The 16,852-nt window shown below is 57.2% G+C and carries 13 protein-coding genes and 1 pseudogene; 6 read left to right on the forward strand and 8 right to left on the reverse strand.

Annotation, left to right across the window (positions count from 1 at the left end; all coding sequences use genetic code 11):
• Positions 1 to 47: 47 nt before the first annotated feature.
• Both ACLK1G_RS00485 and ACLK1G_RS00490 read right to left on the reverse strand, forming a co-directional pair.
• Complete coding sequence (locus ACLK1G_RS00485; protein WP_420763596.1) at positions 48 to 1,328, reverse strand: Y-family DNA polymerase; 1,281 nt, start codon at positions 1,326 to 1,328, stop codon at positions 48 to 50.
• Positions 1,315 to 1,746 carry a LexA family protein gene (locus ACLK1G_RS00490; protein WP_420763597.1) on the reverse strand — a complete coding sequence of 144 codons (432 nt, stop codon included), beginning with the start codon at positions 1,744 to 1,746 and terminating at the stop codon, positions 1,315 to 1,317. The genes ACLK1G_RS00485 and ACLK1G_RS00490 overlap by 14 nt, the downstream gene beginning before the upstream one ends.
• Positions 1,747 to 1,958: 212 nt before the next feature.
• Here ACLK1G_RS00490 and ACLK1G_RS00495 point away from each other — a divergent pair.
• A pseudogene (locus ACLK1G_RS00495) lies at positions 1,959 to 2,231 on the forward strand (EAL domain-containing protein); the annotation flags it as partial.
• Here ACLK1G_RS00495 and ACLK1G_RS00500 read toward each other — a convergent pair.
• On the reverse strand, positions 2,203 to 4,308 hold the full coding sequence (locus ACLK1G_RS00500; RefSeq protein WP_489685925.1) for a TonB-dependent siderophore receptor: 2,106 nt from the start codon (positions 4,306 to 4,308) through the stop codon (positions 2,203 to 2,205). The pseudogene ACLK1G_RS00495 and the gene ACLK1G_RS00500 overlap by 29 nt on opposite strands.
• 235 nt (positions 4,309 to 4,543) lie before the next feature.
• Here ACLK1G_RS00500 and ACLK1G_RS00505 point away from each other — a divergent pair, with 235 nt between their 5' ends.
• From ACLK1G_RS00505 to ACLK1G_RS00515, 3 genes are all read left to right on the forward strand, one after another.
• A complete protein-coding gene (locus tag ACLK1G_RS00505) occupies positions 4,544 to 5,059 on the forward strand; it encodes a sigma-70 family RNA polymerase sigma factor (protein WP_420764024.1) in 516 nt (171 codons plus the stop codon).
• Positions 5,046 to 6,026, forward strand: coding sequence for a FecR domain-containing protein (locus tag ACLK1G_RS00510; RefSeq protein WP_420764025.1), 981 nt, complete (start codon positions 5,046 to 5,048; stop codon positions 6,024 to 6,026). The genes ACLK1G_RS00505 and ACLK1G_RS00510 overlap by 14 nt, the downstream gene beginning before the upstream one ends.
• 120 nt (positions 6,027 to 6,146) lie before the next feature.
• Positions 6,147 to 8,537, forward strand: a complete 2,391-nt coding sequence (locus ACLK1G_RS00515) for a TonB-dependent siderophore receptor (RefSeq protein WP_420763599.1) — start codon at positions 6,147 to 6,149, stop codon at positions 8,535 to 8,537.
• Between the two features lie 288 nt (positions 8,538 to 8,825).
• Here ACLK1G_RS00515 and ACLK1G_RS00520 read toward each other — a convergent pair whose 3' ends face one another.
• From ACLK1G_RS00520 to ACLK1G_RS00535, 4 genes are all read right to left on the reverse strand, one after another.
• Complete coding sequence (locus tag ACLK1G_RS00520; RefSeq protein WP_420763600.1) at positions 8,826 to 9,722, reverse strand: LysR family transcriptional regulator; 897 nt, start codon at positions 9,720 to 9,722, stop codon at positions 8,826 to 8,828.
• A 160-nt stretch (positions 9,723 to 9,882) separates the two neighbouring features.
• Positions 9,883 to 10,875 carry a zinc-dependent alcohol dehydrogenase family protein gene (locus ACLK1G_RS00525; protein WP_420763601.1) on the reverse strand — a complete coding sequence of 331 codons (993 nt, stop codon included), beginning with the start codon at positions 10,873 to 10,875 and terminating at the stop codon, positions 9,883 to 9,885.
• Between the two features lie 432 nt (positions 10,876 to 11,307).
• Entirely contained in the window at positions 11,308 to 12,480 is a 1,173-nt protein-coding gene (locus ACLK1G_RS00530) for an MFS transporter (protein WP_420763602.1), read from the reverse strand.
• A gap of 108 nt (positions 12,481 to 12,588) precedes the next feature.
• On the reverse strand, positions 12,589 to 13,770 hold the full coding sequence (locus tag ACLK1G_RS00535) for a serine hydrolase domain-containing protein (protein ID WP_420763603.1): 1,182 nt from the start codon (positions 13,768 to 13,770) through the stop codon (positions 12,589 to 12,591).
• 133 nt (positions 13,771 to 13,903) lie between these two features.
• Here ACLK1G_RS00535 and ACLK1G_RS00540 point away from each other — a divergent pair, with 133 nt between their 5' ends.
• Positions 13,904 to 14,782, forward strand: a complete 879-nt coding sequence (locus tag ACLK1G_RS00540) for a LysR family transcriptional regulator (RefSeq protein ID WP_420763604.1) — start codon at positions 13,904 to 13,906, stop codon at positions 14,780 to 14,782.
• 78 nt (positions 14,783 to 14,860) lie between these two features.
• On the opposite strand, the gene ACLK1G_RS00545 is transcribed toward ACLK1G_RS00540, so the two are convergent.
• A complete protein-coding gene (locus ACLK1G_RS00545; protein ID WP_420763605.1) occupies positions 14,861 to 15,325 on the reverse strand; it encodes a MaoC/PaaZ C-terminal domain-containing protein in 465 nt (154 codons plus the stop codon).
• Between the two features lie 321 nt (positions 15,326 to 15,646).
• Here ACLK1G_RS00545 and ACLK1G_RS00550 point away from each other — a divergent pair, with 321 nt between their 5' ends.
• Positions 15,647 to 16,672 carry an AraC family transcriptional regulator gene (locus tag ACLK1G_RS00550; RefSeq protein ID WP_420763606.1) on the forward strand — a complete coding sequence of 342 codons (1,026 nt, stop codon included), beginning with the start codon at positions 15,647 to 15,649 and terminating at the stop codon, positions 16,670 to 16,672.
• The last annotated feature ends 180 nt before the right edge of the window (positions 16,673 to 16,852 follow it).

Below are 16,852 nucleotides of genomic sequence, written 5' to 3' on the forward strand. Positions count from 1 at the left end.
GCATAGGAGGCGCATTTTTTAAGCTGCAGATGCCGAACGAGTCCTCGCTAGCGGGCTTTCACCGTCCACAACTGATCAAGCTTCGTCGTATAGCTCTGACTCATCAGCTCTCGACGCATTGCCCAACCAGGCGCTGCAGGCACACTCGCTATCCGAATAACCCCCTTTCCCCATCGACCATTGATTTCATCCAAAACACTCATCACCTTATCAGCCATGACGGGTTGAGAATGAGCGAACAGATCATCAGTGAATTCGCCAGGCTGGCGCAGATCCATCAGCAAAACTTCTGCTTTGCTGTACTTGAAGCCAGGCCGGAATAGACGGTTTACCGCTTCGGTTGCGGCCTTGGTCATGAGCCGCACGTCGTTGGTCGGGTAAGGTAATTCGACCAACGCCCCGTTCGCATACTTCGCTTCCTGAGGGTTGAACATGCCGGTTCTAATGCTCACGCGGATTTTCTTGCACAGTGAGCTTTGAGCTCGGAGCTTTTCCGCCGCGCGTTGTGTGTAGGTAGCGACAGCTTCCTTGATTGGCTCAATCTCGGTGAGCCGCGTGCCGAACATCCTGCTACAACAAATCTCCTGCTTGGGTGGATCAGCCTCACTCAACTCCAAACATGGGGTGCCGGCAAGTTCGCGAGCGGTTTTCTCGATCACCACGCTGAATTTTTGACGAAGCATCCACGGGTCGGCTTTGGCCAAGTCCATCGCGGTCTGGATCCCCATTGTTTCCAGATGCGCCTTCATGCGCCTGCCGATGCCCCAGACCTCGCCGACATCAGTGTTGCGCAGCGTCCAATCCCGTTTGAAGGGATCACAGAGATCCACTACGCCGCCCGTGATATCCAGCAGCCGCTTGGCGGTATGGTTGGCAAGCTTGGCCAGCGTCTTGGTGTGCGCGATTCCAACCCCGACAGGAATGCCAGTGCGTTTGAGAAGGGTAGAACGCATGTGCCGGCCAAACGCAGATAAGTCACCTGGCATACCGGTGAGGTCGGCGAACGCCTCATCAATGCTGTAGACCTCAAGTGTCGGTACTAACGATTCAATGATCGTCATGACACGCTCGCTCATGTCGCCGTACAGAGCGTAATTACTGCTGAACGCCACAACCCCATGCCGACGTAGATGATCTTTGATTTGGAAGTACGGCTGGCCCATCTTTACGAAAGGTTTTGCGTCGTAGCTACGCGCAATTACACAGCCGTCGTTGTTGGACAGCACCACTATAGGTGTCTTCGCGAGGTCCGGTCTGAAGACGCGCTCGCAGCTGGCGTAAAACGAGTTGCAGTCAATCAGGGCGAAGACAGGTTCACGTGTTGTCATGATCGCGGACGCTGTATTTCACTACACCCCAAATCATGAGTTCGTCGCCTTCCATCACGTGCCTTGCCGGATACTTGGGATTTTCCGACAGAAGTATTACGGCGTTGTCGCGCAAATGCAGACGCTTGAGCAGTGGCTCGGAGTTAAGCGCAGCTATAACGATGTCCCCACTGATCGGATCTATGCTTCGATCAACCACCACCATATCCCCCGAATAGATCCCCGCGCCCTGCATGCTGTCGCCATCGATCCGCACGAGATAGACGTGGGGAGCTCGTACATCGAAGAGCTCATCCAGGGAAATGTGCTTTTCGATGTGGTCAGCAGCGGGTGAAGGGAAGCCTGCAGGCACCTTGAATGAATAAAGAGGCAGCTTCTCGCCGCCGGTAGCCAACAGGCCCAGGATGGTGATGCTCATGATGCAAGCCTTAGAGGGATTAACTGTACGTATATACAGTTAACGATTTGCATCGCTTGCGGTCAATGTCATAAGCAGCACTATTCGACGGGTGACAGCATGTGCGGACGCATGGCGCCTGAGCATGCTCGTGAATGGATTGAGCTATCGGTGGAACATCCGACGGGAGAATTCACGGTGGAACTGAAGCTGGTTGATGTTTTGGCACCGGCTATTCGGCCCTCAGCTACTTGAGTCGCTTGCCCATCGAAACGCTCAAGATCCACCGCTCGTTTATCTACGACATCGAACACAACCGCGACAGCGCGGAACTGGTCAAGGCGATTATCTCCATGGCTCATAGCCTTCGGTTGACCCTGGTTGCCGAAGGTGTCGAGGAGGCCTCTCAGCAGGCGTTCCGGAAAATCGATTCCTGGCGCTCGAGCGGTGAATGCATTGCGACCTTGGCGATCACTGTCAGAGGTCGAGGCTCAGACTCACACTGAGGTTACGCGGCTCTCCGGGCAGGACCCAGGCACTGTTATAGGATCGTTCGTAGTACTTGCGATCGAACAGATTGTTCAGGTTCAGCCCGAGCGTAACGTCTTCGCTGGCTTTGTAGTGCGCGAGCAGATCGACAGTGCTATACGACGGCAGTTTGAAGCTACTGCCAGCCTGGCCTGAGCGTTCGCCGACATAGTTGAAGGCTGCGCCCATGTCCGATCCACGCAAGGCGCCATCCTGAAACTCATAAACACCCATCAGGCTACCGCTGTTGCGGGCGATGCCTAACAGGTCGCTGCCTTTGGGTAGCGCGGAGTCGCCTTTGGTCACCTCGGCGTCGATGTAGGCATAAGCACCGATAACACGCAGGGCATCGGTGATCTGGCCGCTGAACTGCAGATCCAGGCCCTGGCTGCGAGCCTCACCGGCTGCGACACTTTCACCGAGCGCGTCGGTCGTCACGACGTTTTCCTTGTCGATGTGAAACAGAGCGATGGTCGCGCCAATACGGCTGTCGAACAGGTCCAGTTTTAAACCGGTTTCATAACCCAGGCCTTTTTCCGGTTTATAGACCTGGCCTTGCGTGCCGATGGTATTGGGCTTGAAAGACGTGGACGCGTTGGCGAATACGCCGACCTGTGGTGCCAATTGGTAAAGCAGCCCAACGCGTGGAGTGGCGACGTCTTTTTCCTGGCTGTTGCTGACAGCTGTCGTGCGATTCAGCGAAGTCTGCTCGATGCGCTCCAGGCGCACGCCGATCAATCCGCGCAGACGATCGGTAAAGGCGATCTGGTCCTGCAAATTGAGCGCGTAGCTCTCGGTGTGCTCGTGGAAATCGTTGGCGCGGGTCAGGGCCGGCTTGGGCTGACCATAAACGGGGTTGTAGATATCCAAGCCATAGCTTGCAAGCGTGGCGCTCTGGGGATACTTCTGGCTGTTGCGGTAGTTTTCATACTCCAGTCCCGCCAGCGTCTGATGCTGCCAGCCGGCCAGTTCGAAGTTGCCATGTAGCTCGGCCTGGGTGATGTTGTCGTTCCATTCAAAGTCACGCTCGCGATAGAAACGCGTGATGGTGGTGCCGACCAATGCTTGAGGTTCCGAGCTCGCGCCATTGAGCGTGCCCTGCGTGTAGTGATTGGCCAGGCGAACCTTCCAGTTGTCGTTCAAATAATGTTCCAGCGCCAGATCAATGGTCTGGTTGTCGTTGCGTATCTGGCCATCGTTGGGCTCACCCATGAAGGTCGACCGCTTGACCGAGCCAAGCTCACCATTGACTGCCGGAATGCCGCGGTCGAACACCGATTCGGTACGGGAGAACTCGGTGTCGAGCATCAGGCGGGTGTCTGGTGAAATCTGCCAGCTCAACGACGGGCTGATGATCCGTCGTTGACTGTCAACGTGATCGCGAAAACTGCCATTGTCTTCGATGGCCATGTTTACTCGTGCCAGCAGGTTGCCCTCGCTGTCGAGTGGCGAGTTGACGTCGAGGCTGCTGCGGTAACGGTCCCAGGTGCCGGCGCTGATGTTCAGGTTGCTGAACGCCTCAGCCTGCGGGCGCTTGGTCACGATATTGACCAGGCCGCCAGGATCGCCGCGACCGTAGAGACTTGCAGCCGGGCCTTTGAGCACTTCGATACGTTCGATATTGGAAGTGTCCGGCGCGCTGTAGCTGCCACGGTTGATGGCAAAGCCGTTCTTGTAGAGTTCGCCGGTGGTAAAACCACGGACGCTGTAGTTGAGAAACGTTAGTCCGCCAAAGTTGTTCTGTCGTGAGACACCGCCTGCGAAATCCAGGGCGCGATCGATTCGCGTGGTGTTGAGGTCCTTGATCACCTGGGCGGGTATTACATCGATGCTTTGCGGGGTATCGCGAATGTCGGAGTCGGTGCGAGTAGCTGTGCTCGAACGCGTTGCTCGATAACCTTGCACTGGTCCATCGGCACGCTCCTCCACGGTGGATCCGGTGATAGTCAACGCGTCCAGCGTCAGAGGTTGTGCCGCTGAAATAGGTTGTCCAAGTAGCCCGAGGGTGAATCCTGTCAGCAGCGGAACGTGATGTTTCAAAATGAACTCTCCCATAAAGATGTAATAACATAACATTTATGGGGCCAGTCACACCACAACCTATAGATCGCCACTTGCTTGTTGATTGGGCACCGTCCTGATGATCATCTGCGTGCCTGGCGTTCCCTCGCAGCCTCTACAAAATGATAGCGTTCGCCCAAAGCAGACACTAAGCACCACGTATTTGCCTCAGGCCTACCGCATGAGTAGAATGCGATTAATTATCAATCATGTATTTGCCGGGATTGCGATGCGCAGCGATGAACCACTAGGTACTGCAGATCTAGGGCTGCTCTATCGAACCCACCACTCGTGGTTGCACGGCTGGCTAATCCGACGCATTGGATGTCGCGATAACGCAGCAGATTTGGCGCAGGACACCTTCGTACGCCTGCTCAAATCCCGTCAGTCCAGCCCCTTGCGTGAACCACGGGCCTATTTGAGCAGTATCGCCCGCGGGTTGATGATTGATCAGTATCGCCGTCGCGAACTCGAACGTGCCTACCTGGAGAGCGTCGCGTTACTGCCTCAACACGACGTTCCCTCGGAAGAAAGCCGACTGCTGATTCTCGATACGCTCGAGCGGATAGATCGCATGCTCGATATGCTTAAACCGAGAGTTCGCCAGGCGTTTTTATTTGCCCGGCTCGACGGCTTGACCTGCGCACAAATAGCCGAAAAGTTGGGTGTTTCCCGTGCGACGGTGGAACGCGACCTGGCCACCGCCCTGCAACACTGTTATCGCTTGCGTTATGTCGAGGCGTGACTCCCAGACGCTGGATCCGGCCGTTGTCGACCAGGCGATCTACTGGCAGGTGCGCCTGCGCTTCAATCAGCCAGATGAGCAAACACAGCGCACATTTGAGCACTGGCTGCAGCAGTGCCCGGAGCACGTGTTGGCGTGGCAGCGCGTGGAAGCGCTTGGGGATGAATTCGCAGGCGTGCCAGCTCAACTGGCCCGGCAAACCCTTAATGGGACCAATCATGGAATGCGGCGGCGGGAAAGCCTGAAACTCCTAGGCATATTGGCGACTGTTGGCACTGCAGCCTGGCTCGGCCGGGACCACACACCCGTACCCGCCATGCTTGCGCAGCAGCGCAGCAGTACCGGCGAGCAACGGCGCTTCCAACTCGATGATGGCAGCCTCATCCAGCTCAATAGCGATAGCGCCGTCGACAGCGATTTCGACGCCCAGCGACGTCTGATAATCCTGCGACGTGGTGAAATCATCGTGAATGTCGGCGCGGATCAACACTCGCCTCGAGCGCGACCGTTCTGGGTGCAATCACGTGACGGGATCATGCGCGCTCAGAGTTCCCGCTTTCTGGCACGCGAGTTCGACGGTGGCACGCTGGTCGCGGCTCAGGAAGGATCAGTCACGGTTTTCCCCGGCTCCAGTCAAACGCCTGCCAGCCGCAGTGTTCAGGCAGGAAATCAGCTGCTGTTCACATCAAGTGGGGCCCGAATGTTCAAAGGCAACGGCCTTGATCTATGGAGCTGGGGTGACGGGGTGATCAGTGCGCGCAATATGCGCCTCGATGATTTCATCGTGGAGTTGTCGCGTTATCGCCCCGGTGTACTGCGCTGCGCCGACGAGGTCGCGGATCGTCGCGTTTCCGGCACCTTCCAACTCGCCGACAACGATCAGGTCCTGGCATTGATCGCGCAGTCACTGCATTTGCACGTTGATTATCGGACCCGTTATTGGGTGACCGTGACCGCTGCCACCTAAGCCCATCAGAACTTTGTGCCACCTGAAAAAAATAATGAGGTGTATTCTCATTCTCGTTCGACCTCTTAGAAAGGCCGGAATACAGGCCTGTCTGCCGATGTCCTTTCTTGGAGCGAGAATATGAGTTCGTCCCCTGTTTCCCAGCGCCATCCATTAAGTCGTGCCTTGCACGGTGCGATTTTGGGGCTGATCGTAAGCAGCTACGCCTTGCCATCGCTTGCGCAAACGCCGAGCGCTGACCACAGCAATCAGGTCAAGCAGTGGAACATCGCTGCCGGCCCGCTGGCGCCGGCGCTTGACCGCTTTGCGCGCGAGGCCGGCATCAGCCTTTCCTTCGACGCGTCGAGTGTAGCGAACCGCACCACTGCTGGCGTGAATGGCACGCTCGATACGTCGGCAGCGCTGTCATCCTTGCTACAGGGAAGCGAATTGCAAATCCAACAGCAAGGCCCGAATGCCTATCTACTGTTCCCTCAGCCTACGCCCGCCGGCCCGCTGCAGCTCGACACAACGTCCGTCGAGGACTATCGCCTTGCGCCCCTCATCATCAATGCCAAGGTCAGGGTCAGTGCCGACGACGACGCCAACTCGGTTGTCGCCAAGGAACTCTGGGTGGGCGGCAAGGTGGCAACCAGCATTCTCAATACACCGGCATCGGTGTCGGTTGTTACCAACAAGGAAATGGAACAACGCAGCGTCAGCACCACGGAAGAGGCGCTGCAATACACGCCTGGTGTGGTCAGTGACTTCTATGGTACGGATGACCGCAACGACTATTTCCAGATCCGGGGCTTCCAGGCCACCACCTACCGTGACGGCTTGACCCTGAGTTCGATGCGCGGCGTACGCGAAGATCCATTCGCTTACGAACGCATAGAGATTTTGCGTGGCGCCAACTCCACGCTGTTTGGCCCAGCGGACCCGGGTGGTTCGGTGAATTTCGTGACCAAACAGCCGCGCTTTGAGCAGTTTGGCCAAGGCTATGTGACCTACGGTTCGTTTGACCATGTCGAGACAGGCATCGATGTGGGGGATGCGCTGAACGACGAGAAAACCTTGGCTGGCCGCTTTACTGCCAAAGGCCAAAACAGCGACCGCGAGTACGATCACTCACAGGACGACAACCAGTTGCTGATGGGTGGCCTCACCTGGGCGCCCACGGATTACACGTCAGCCACCGTGATTCTGGATTATCTGAAAACCGAAAGTTCGCCCAACAGTGGCGGCTATCCGCTGGACAAGGAATACGACCGCAGCAAGTTTTATGGTGAGCCGAGCTACAACTTTCACGATGTCGAGCGCACCAGCCTCAGCGGTAACGTCACCCATGACTTCGACAACGGCTTCGTATTGCGCAGCAATCTGCGTTACAGCAAATTGACCGATGATTTTGGCTACGTTTACATCAGCGACAGCGCCGCGCGTGTCGGTACTACCGTTGACCGGTACTTGTTTGGAACGGACAGTGAGGCCGACCAGTTCAACGGCAACCTGATGCTGCAATACGATGCCCGCTTCGAGAACATCGACAGCAGCAGCCTGGTGGGCGTGGAATACCTCGATTCGACTACCAAGGAAAGCTCGGTCTACGCCCTGACGACCCCGATTGACGTTGCAAATCCCGTGTTTACTGGCGTTTCACGCTCTATCACCCCGTATGCGGTCAACAAGCGAGACGCGACCACCAAGGCCGTATTTCTTCAGCAGAACCTATCGTTCTACGAGCGTTTCATCGTCACCGCCGGTATGCGCAATGATTCGATGGACCTTACCAGCAAAGGCTTGCAATCCACCGAGAAAGACAACTTCTCCGAAACCTCCTACCGAGGTGCGTTGACCTATATCGTCAACGATGAGGTGTCCACCTATGTGAGCATGGTGGAGTCCGTCTCGCCGCCTCAGGTTGGCGTAACACCGCAGACCGGCAGGCAGTACGAAGTGGGCGTGAAGTATGCGCCGATGGGGATGGACGCACTGTTCTCCGCAGCCGTTTATGACTTGACCCAGGAAAACGTCACCATCGCCGTGGTGCTGCCGAGCGGCATCATCGAGCAACAGACGGTGGGCGAATCGCGGGCGCGTGGCCTCGACCTGGAGGCCAAGGCGCAGGTGACGCAGAACCTCAGCCTGATTGGTGGCTACTCCTATATGGAGTCCGAGGTACTGCGCGGTTCGTTGTACGACGGCAGCTCCCTGAAGGGTAATGAGTTCACCACGGCACCCAAGCATTCCGCTTCGCTCTGGAGTTATTACGACGTGCCCGGCACTGATGTCAGCGTTGGCTTGGGCGCGCGCTACGTCGGCTCTTATTACTTCGATGCAGCCAACTCCGGCAAAAGCGATGGCGCCACGCTGTTCGACGCCGCCTTCAACTACGAGATCGCCAAGGGCACCGACCTTGCGGTGAACGTCAGCAACCTGCTGGATGAGCAGCACGTGGTCGGTTCCGGCACAGCGAACTTCTACAACCCGGGTCGCGAGATTACCGCCAAAGTGAGTTACAGCTGGTAAGCAGGCGTGTAAGCCTTCGTCCCCTATGTGAAGCGGTGCCCGCTATACGCGGGTACCGTCAACTTGGCCATCGTTGTGCGAGATGAAATGCAAGGGCGTTCGATTTTCATCGTTACGCGCCAGCGGTTGACTACGCGCGAAATCCAACGATGCTCACCGGAAAAAATCGCCTGATGTTCGTCCGGTTGTGGCACCTGAAAATGTTCGGTCCGAGCCGCGAGTCATTCGCCTTGGGGGCGGGCAGAGGAAGTTGGGACTGTTAATCAGGCCAACACCAATGAGGCCGCGCTAATGCCTTTTCTCTTGGAACAATGCACTCACCCATTCGACAAATACCCGCACATTGGGTGATAGATGACGGCGATCCGGAAACAACACGGAAACGGTTTTCGGCTCGACTGGAACATCCGGCAGAACTTCCACCAGACGTCCGCTATCGATGTATCGCTGCAGCGCCGGGCGCAGCCCCTGCACCATCCCAATCCCCGCCAATGCGCAGTAAAGCAATGCCTCTGCGTTGTCGACGACGATGCCGCTGCGCATCTTCACACTGATAATTTTACCGTTGCCCCTGAACCGCCAGGGCATGATCTGGCGGCGCTGTTCAACCATGAAGTTGACAGCCACGTGCGCCTGCAGATCATCCAGCGTGGCTGGTAAACCATGTTTCTTTACGTAGGCGGGAGCCGCGCAGGTCACCAAAGCAACCTCGCCGATACGTTTGGCAACCAGGCTCGAATCATCCAGATCACCGAGCCGCACGGAACAATCGATGCCTTCTGCAATAAGGTCGTTCAGGTTGTCAGTGGCTCCCAGAGATATTTCCAGGCCAGGGTAGCGCTCCATGAACTCGGGCAGTCGCGGGATTATCACCGCGTGACCGAGTACGGTCTGCATGTCGATCCTTAGCTTGCCTCGCGGCGGACGAGTCGGCGAAAACCAGTCCAGTGTGTCCGCTAGTTCCGCGAGTAACTTCCGGCTGCGGTCATAGAACTCATCGCCAGCTGGCGTGGTGTTCACCCTGCGCGTGGTGCGGTGCAATAGCTGCACACCCAGTTCGTGCTCCAGATTCCGGATATTCTTGGAGAGTGCCGGGCGATGCACACTCAGCGCCTCGGCCGCTCTGGTGTAGCTGCCATGCTCAACCACTGCCACGAACATTTGCATGGCTTCAATCAGGTTCATCGCCAATCTCCATTTACCTGCGCATCGGGCCAGACCTACTCTGCACATGATAGCGAAGCCGGGCTGCCTCTCTCTTAGGGACCCAAAAAATAGGCCATCATCGCTTGAGGGCAGGCAGCGATGGCGTACGGCAGCCAAGCTGGCTGCCGCAGCATTTTTCTCAGTCGACCACGACGACTATTTTGCCGATCTGCGCATTCGACTCCATTCGGCGGTGTGCCGCCGCGATGTCAGTAAGCGGGAAGATCTGGTCGATGACGGGCTTGAGTTGACCGCCTGCCAAGCCTTTGGCAACAAATGCCTTGGCATTGGCCAGCTTTTGCATATCCGTGGTGATTTCGAACAGCTCGTAGCCCCGCACGGTCAGATGCTTGCCGAGAATGTCGAAGACCGGAACCGGGATATCGCGATGATCCAGAGCACCGTACTGAAAGAAGATTCCGTTGCTGGCCATGGACTTGATCAGCTTGGTCGCCTCGGGACCACCAACAGGGTCGAAAACAATACGCGCACCTTTGCCCCCGGTAATCGCGGCCACCTCGGCGATCACATCCTCCTCCTGGGTGGCAATGACATATTTCGCACCAGCGTCCAGCAATGCCTGACGCTTGGCACTTGTGCGGGTAAGGGCCACCGGGATGGCGCCTTGCATGTTGGCGATCTGGATTGCTGCCAGACCGACACTGCTTGATGCAGCCGGGATGAGCACGGTTTCGCCAGCCTGTAGATTTCCGTACTCAATCAACGCGCCGTATGCAGTAACAAACATCATCCAGCTGGCTGCTGCCTCCACGAAGCTGAGATTGGACGGGTGCTTGACGACGGCATGCGCAGGCGCATTGACCACCTCACCATACATACCGTAATCGGCGAAAGAAAACGCCGGCACGACGCTTACTATGTCACCAGGAACAATGTCGCTGACGTTACTGCCGACCGCCCGGACAATCCCGGCCGCTTCATAGCCCAGCTTCGCCGGGAACTGGGGCTCGATCACGTACTGCCCAGTGCGGTACATGATTTCCGCACGGTTCAAGCCGATGGCTTTGACTTCGATCTGAACCTCGCCGCTTTTCGGCGCGGTTACAGCGACTTCATCGAGAGTCAGAACATCAGCGTCACCGGTACGGTGAAATTGGACAACCTTGGGCATGGCACACCTCATTGACGGCAAGATATAAAAAGCTACTTCTGAAAGGTTGTGCCAATGCTACCGACCCTCTTGCCTACGGCAGAGCGCTGATCAATTCATAGATTGGTACTCAAAAAGAACTAATGTCGGATTCAAAGGCTGTCTTGTCCTGAATAGGGTCTACACCTTCTGACTATCTTCAGGACCAGACGATCTAAGGGTCGCTAATCGGCTCTTGGTTGCCTCTGCGGAGCTTCACCGGGTGAGGCATTCTTCCCGTAGGTTCGCTTAAGACTGGTTTTTTCATGAACTTGCACCACCCCCGCGCTAGGGCTCCAACTGCAACAGTGCCTGCACGTTTCCTATCGTGACTCCATCCGAGTGGTTCTGACCGATAGAAACTCCGCTGAGTTCGAGAGAGACCGTGGCTTGCCACGGTCTCCGATGAATGACTTAGTGCAAAACTGCTTGGGTTTCCGTCGCAAGACCTGGCTGTCGCGCCCCGTACACAAGTACCTTGGTCGCGATCGTCGCGGCTGCCAGCACGCAGAAAACCAAGCCGCTTACGATGGTGCCTTCCATTCCCATGCGGGCCAGGAACCAGCCACCGGCAGTCGCACCGAGCGTCACGCCCAGATTGATGAACGAGATGTAAAGACCCGTAACGAACTCAGGCGCCTCCGGGGCTTCGGAGGTCAGCCAGACCTGGGTCACGATCAGGCCACTGGTGTGGGTGGCTCCCCACAGCACGACGATCAGAATCATCGGCATGATGTCCGGACTGGCAAAGAAATGCAGGATCAGATACGACGCCCCCAGCATGATCGGATGCATTAGCGTGGTGCCCACTTTATTTTTGGATAACAAACGGCCTGCCAGCAGATTACCGGCCACACCGCCCACGCCGAACAGAATCAACATGGCGCTGATCACCTCACCGCTCATTCCGGCTTCCCGAGACAGATACTCGGCGCTGTAGGAATACACCGAAAACATTGCTCCGAAGATCAGTGTCGAGGCCAGGATATTGAGCCACAACGTCGGTTTGCGCAGGATAGCCAACTGTTCCCCATAAGGCGTCCGCTGCCCGGCAAAGGTATCGGGTAACCGGGCGATGATGCCCAGCCCGGCGATCACGTTGACTGCGGTGCAGAACAGGAAGGCCGCTTCGTAGGAAAAACGTGCAGCGATCCAGGTGGTGATAGGCACGCCGAGCACCATGCCCATGCTGGTGCCGACAAACGCCTTCGCGGTCGCTTGTGTAGCCTGTTCCTCTGAATAAAGCGACACCACCGCGACAAATGCCAGTGAGAAATAAACTGGATGGAAGAAGGCCGGAATGATCCGCAGGATCGCCAGTGATCCGTAATTGGGCGCATAGGCCGATAAGGCGCTGGAGGCGGCGAAGATGAACAGCGACAGGGCCAGGACTCGCTTGCGGTTGTAGCGCGAAAACCACAGCACCATGAAGGGGCCGCATACCGCGATGACCAGGGCGAACAGACCCACCAGATAACCTGCCTCGGAGGCGCTGACGCTGTAGCGTTCAATGATCACCGGCAAGATACCAACCACGCCGAACTCGATGGTGTAGACGCCGAACAACCCCAGGGCAATGAAGAACATCGGGCTGAATAATGCGTTAGATCGGGTAGAACAAGTCATGTCATTTCTCGCAAGAATCAGGTGTGAGCGCATTCTCAAAGCGTGAACGGCAGCCCAAGGCGAGGGCCATCAAGCGCCGTATACGGCGTTGCACAGATCGACCGTAAACTGTCCGAACATCCCCTCGAAGGCGGTGTTGGTAAACGCCACCACGGAGATCTGCTGCGCCGGATCGACAAACCAGGAATGACCAAAAGCCCCACCCAACCGCCAGGTCCCGACGGACTCCGGCGCTTGTGCCGCTTGCGGGTCAGTCATCACCGTGAATCCGAGGCCGAAGCCACGGCCAGGCCAGTTGGCGAGTTCCAGGTTGCCGGTCTGGACGGTTCCCATTTCTTTTGCCAGGCTCGCCGGCATGAGCGCGCCACCACCCTGGCGCAAGGTTTCGAGCAAGGTCAGGAATTCTTCGGCGGAGCCGATCATCCCTGAGCCTCCCGAATGGTAGGCATTGCTGTCGAGGGCCCGATCCGCGTCCATCCGGATGCCGGCGGTGTTCTCGAAAACCTCGATCACTTCGACACCATTCATACGACGTGGCGCGGGATCGGCATTGAGATAGGCGGCCGTCAGGCGCGAGGTGTCGACGACATTGAAACGGGTATCGGACAGGCCGAGTGGCTCGCACACCAGTTGGTTGATTGCATCGGCCAGACTGGTCCCGCATACCTTGGCAATGAGCGCGCCCAACACATCAGTGGCAATTGAATACCCCCAATCGGTGCCAGGACGATAGAGCAGCGGCGCCGTCGCCAGTCGCCGAATGTTTTCCTCCAGGGTCACCGGCGCATTTTCCAGCCCGTCACACACTCCGGCCTGTGCATAGGCGCCGCCGCCCGTGCCTTCGAGAAAACCGTAACCAAGGCCCGCTGTATGGCTAAGCAACTGGCGCACGCTGATGGATACGCCAGTGCCGTCCGCCAAGGTTGGTTGAAACCCCGGTAGCCAGCGAGCGATAGGATCATCCAGGCCAATGCGGCCTTGGGCGACCAAGGCCAGGGCGGCGGCCGAGGTGATAGGTTTGGTCACCGAGGAGAGCCGGAACAAGGCGTCGGTGCGCATCGGCAGGCCAGCCTCTCGGTCGGCCAGGCCCACGGCCTTGCGATAAGTGATTTCGCCGCGACGGGCAACCAGCACCACGGCCCCCACCAGGCGTTTTTCTTCGATGGCGCTGTTCAGGGCAGCGTCGATTCTCACCTGCATGGGGTCGGTGGCGATAGCGCTGGAGAGTAGGATGGTTTCTTTGGCGGTCATGTTCGCGATTCCCCTGCTGTAATGGACGTCGCCATGCTAGGTCGCAGACGGCAGGGGAAACAGAGGCTAGAATTCCGGACACACCGGACGTTTCGTTCCGCAATTCAAGGCGCAAGAATCTCAAGGAGAGAGCGTGGACAACCTCAGCGGAATCTCGGTTTTCGTCCAGGTCGCCGAAACGCGCAGTTTTGTCGCGGCCGGACGGCTATTAGGCGTGTCTTCATCGGCGATCGGCAAAAGCGTCGCGCGCCTGGAACAGCGCCTGGGCGTCAGGCTGTTTCATCGCAGCACCCGCAGCATCAACCTGACGGCGGAGGGCATGCTTTTCCTGAACCGCTGCCAGCGCGTGCTCAATGAGCTGGAAGCAGCAGAACTGGAACTGTCGAGCACCAGCAGCGAACCGCGCGGCAAGCTGCGCGTGAGCCTACCCTTGGCCGGGCAGTTCCTGTTTACGTTGCTGTCCAGCTTTGCCAAGCGATACCCGGACATTCATCTGGAATTGGATTTCAGCGATCGCCTGGTGGATGTCGTGGAGGAAGGCTTCGATGCGGTGGTCAGGACCGGTGAGTTGAATGACTCTCGCCTGGTGGCACGGCGATTGGGTGCTTTCCGTTTCCTGCTGGTGGGCGCCCCGGCCTATTTCCAGGCCCAGGGGACGCCGGTGGACGCCAGCGACTTGAGCAACCATGACTGCCTGTTATACCGGGTGCCTTCCACCGGAAAGCTTGAGCGCTGGCCGCTACCGGATAAGTCCCACAACGGCACGCAGGACCTGCGGGCCGTGCTGGTCTGCAACAACATCGACATGCTTTTCAACGCCGCCATGGAAGGGCGGGGCATTGCCTGCCTGCCGGAATTTGCCGTCAAGGAGGCCCTCGAGTCCGGGGCGCTGCAGGCCGTGCTGACCCAAGAGGTGACCCGCACCATTCACTTCAGTGTGCTGTGGCCGCCGAATCGCTTTATCACGCCCAAGCTGCGCTGTTTCGTGGATTTCATTTCCTTGCATATGTGAATGGGAGGGCGACGTGGGCGATGGCGGGCGGAGGGCAAGACCGGTACATACGGTTATCGTTAAATCTCCCGACCAATCTCAATCACGTTCGCTCCTGCGCAATATCAATACTGCCACCTCATAAACAAGAACCGTTTTCCCCTCATTCGTTGTTACATCGACTTTAAACACGACCCAGCCCCGTTGATGATTTGACGCATGAATGAATGATCGAACGACTTGAACGGATAGCTTGAGCGTGTCTCCGGGCACCACCGGAGCAACCATCCTGAAACCATCGATCTTGCCACCCGCCACGACATTGGTTTGAAGCAGCAAGGCGTCGCACATCAGCCGCTGCGAAATACCGAAGGTTTGCACTGCACTGGCACAGTGCACGCCAAGCGGACTCGAACGGGCAAGGTCAGGATCTATGTGAATGTCGAGAGGATCGTACTCTGCGGCAAAGGCAATGATCGCCTGCGTTGTAATAGGCGCAGATTGCTTGGCCGTCCAGAGGCTACCTGGCGTGAAGTCTTCCCAGTACAGCTCTTTCTCTGTCACGGTAACTCCTGGATTCTGTAGCGTCAGACTCAACGTAACCGAAGGTTGCCGGCCGATAGTGTCGGTGGGCGACGGCCTGGACAATGTCCAAAAGCCTCGGCGTGGTTGAATGTTTTGGACAACTATCAAGACCCGCCATCAAAGCCTGGGAAGAGGGCCCATGGGCTTGTTGATAACAAAACCTTCGGGTTGACAGGTCATGTCGAGAAGTCGGAACGTAGAAAGCGTTCAGGCTCGTCAGGTTGCCCAAGGCAGGACTGCCGAAGAGATTCAAAAGTCAGCATCAAGTCAGCAGGCAACCACCGGCAGAGGGGAAAGGGCGTGCTCATCCAGGATAAAGGAACGACTTCAATCGGATTGGTGCATGAGGCCCTGGAGGGCGCGTTGCGTCGCCAGCTGGACACCTCCCTTGCACTGCAGCAAGCACGTATCGACCCTGTACTCCTCACTTCCCCCCAAGCCAGGGTTTCGGCTGCAGCACTTTCTCGGCTGTGGGTCGCGCTCTCGGATCTGCTCGACGATGAGTTTTTCGCGATCGATAGCCATCCCATGCGACGGGGCAGCTTCCGATTGATGTGCCAGTCATCGATTGACTGCGAGTCGTTAGAGCAAGCGTTGCGACGGATTCTGAAATTTTTGCGTCTCGTACTGGACGATATTCACGGTGAGCTGAGTTTTGATGGCGACTGGGCCGTCATCGTTATCCATGACAACGGCATTGAACGTCGTCTCTTTAGTTATGGAACATGGCTGATCCTTGTCCATGGACTGCTCTGCTGGTTGGGTAACAGACGCATTCCCATTAAAGAGCTCTGCTTCAGGCCGAATCGACCACTCGACGATAGCGACTATCGGATGCGCTTCTGTGAAGACATTCAGTTTGGTGCGCCAGTGACGATGATTCGTTTCGAGCGCAGTTTTCTAAGCCTCAAAGTCGCGCAAAACAAAGCCAGTCTATCGGCGTTCTTGAAGGAGTCGCCTGCCAGTCTGCTGGTGAAATATCGTAACGAGGACAGCATCAGCGCCCAGATCCGCCTCAGATTGAGAGGCCTCGATCCGGAGCAATGGCCAGAGCTGGACAAGATGGCAAGCACGCTGTGCATGTCTTATTCGACGCTCCAGCGAAGACTGCAGGCCGAGGGGGTCAGTTATCAGCGTTTGAAAGACAATCTGCGCCGTGACATGGCGATCAATCTGTTGTGCCAGCCGAATATGACCGTGACTGAAGTGGCTGCCCTCACGGGTTTCCAGGAAAGCAGTGCGTTTCATCGTGCATTCAAAAAGTGGACGGGCGTGAGTCCCGGCGCTTACCGCCGCTCCAATGCTGACGAATCGGGCGAGATTTAAAAGCGTTTCTTGCGCTTATACAAAAGCACTGCGTCCCCGCCAGATTACCTCCTGTGATCTGCAACTCGTTTCATCCGCCAAAACCTCAACAGACCAGGGTCATCCCGGGCGTGGCGGGTAAGTCACGAGTGTCCAAAACGGTCACGTACAACGATGCCGTCGGGCATAGGCCGCCGCAAA

Origin of the sequence: Pseudomonas algeriensis (assembly GCF_048847255.1) — a bacterium.
In the GTDB taxonomy this organism is placed as follows: Bacteria; Pseudomonadota; Gammaproteobacteria; order Pseudomonadales; family Pseudomonadaceae; genus Aquipseudomonas.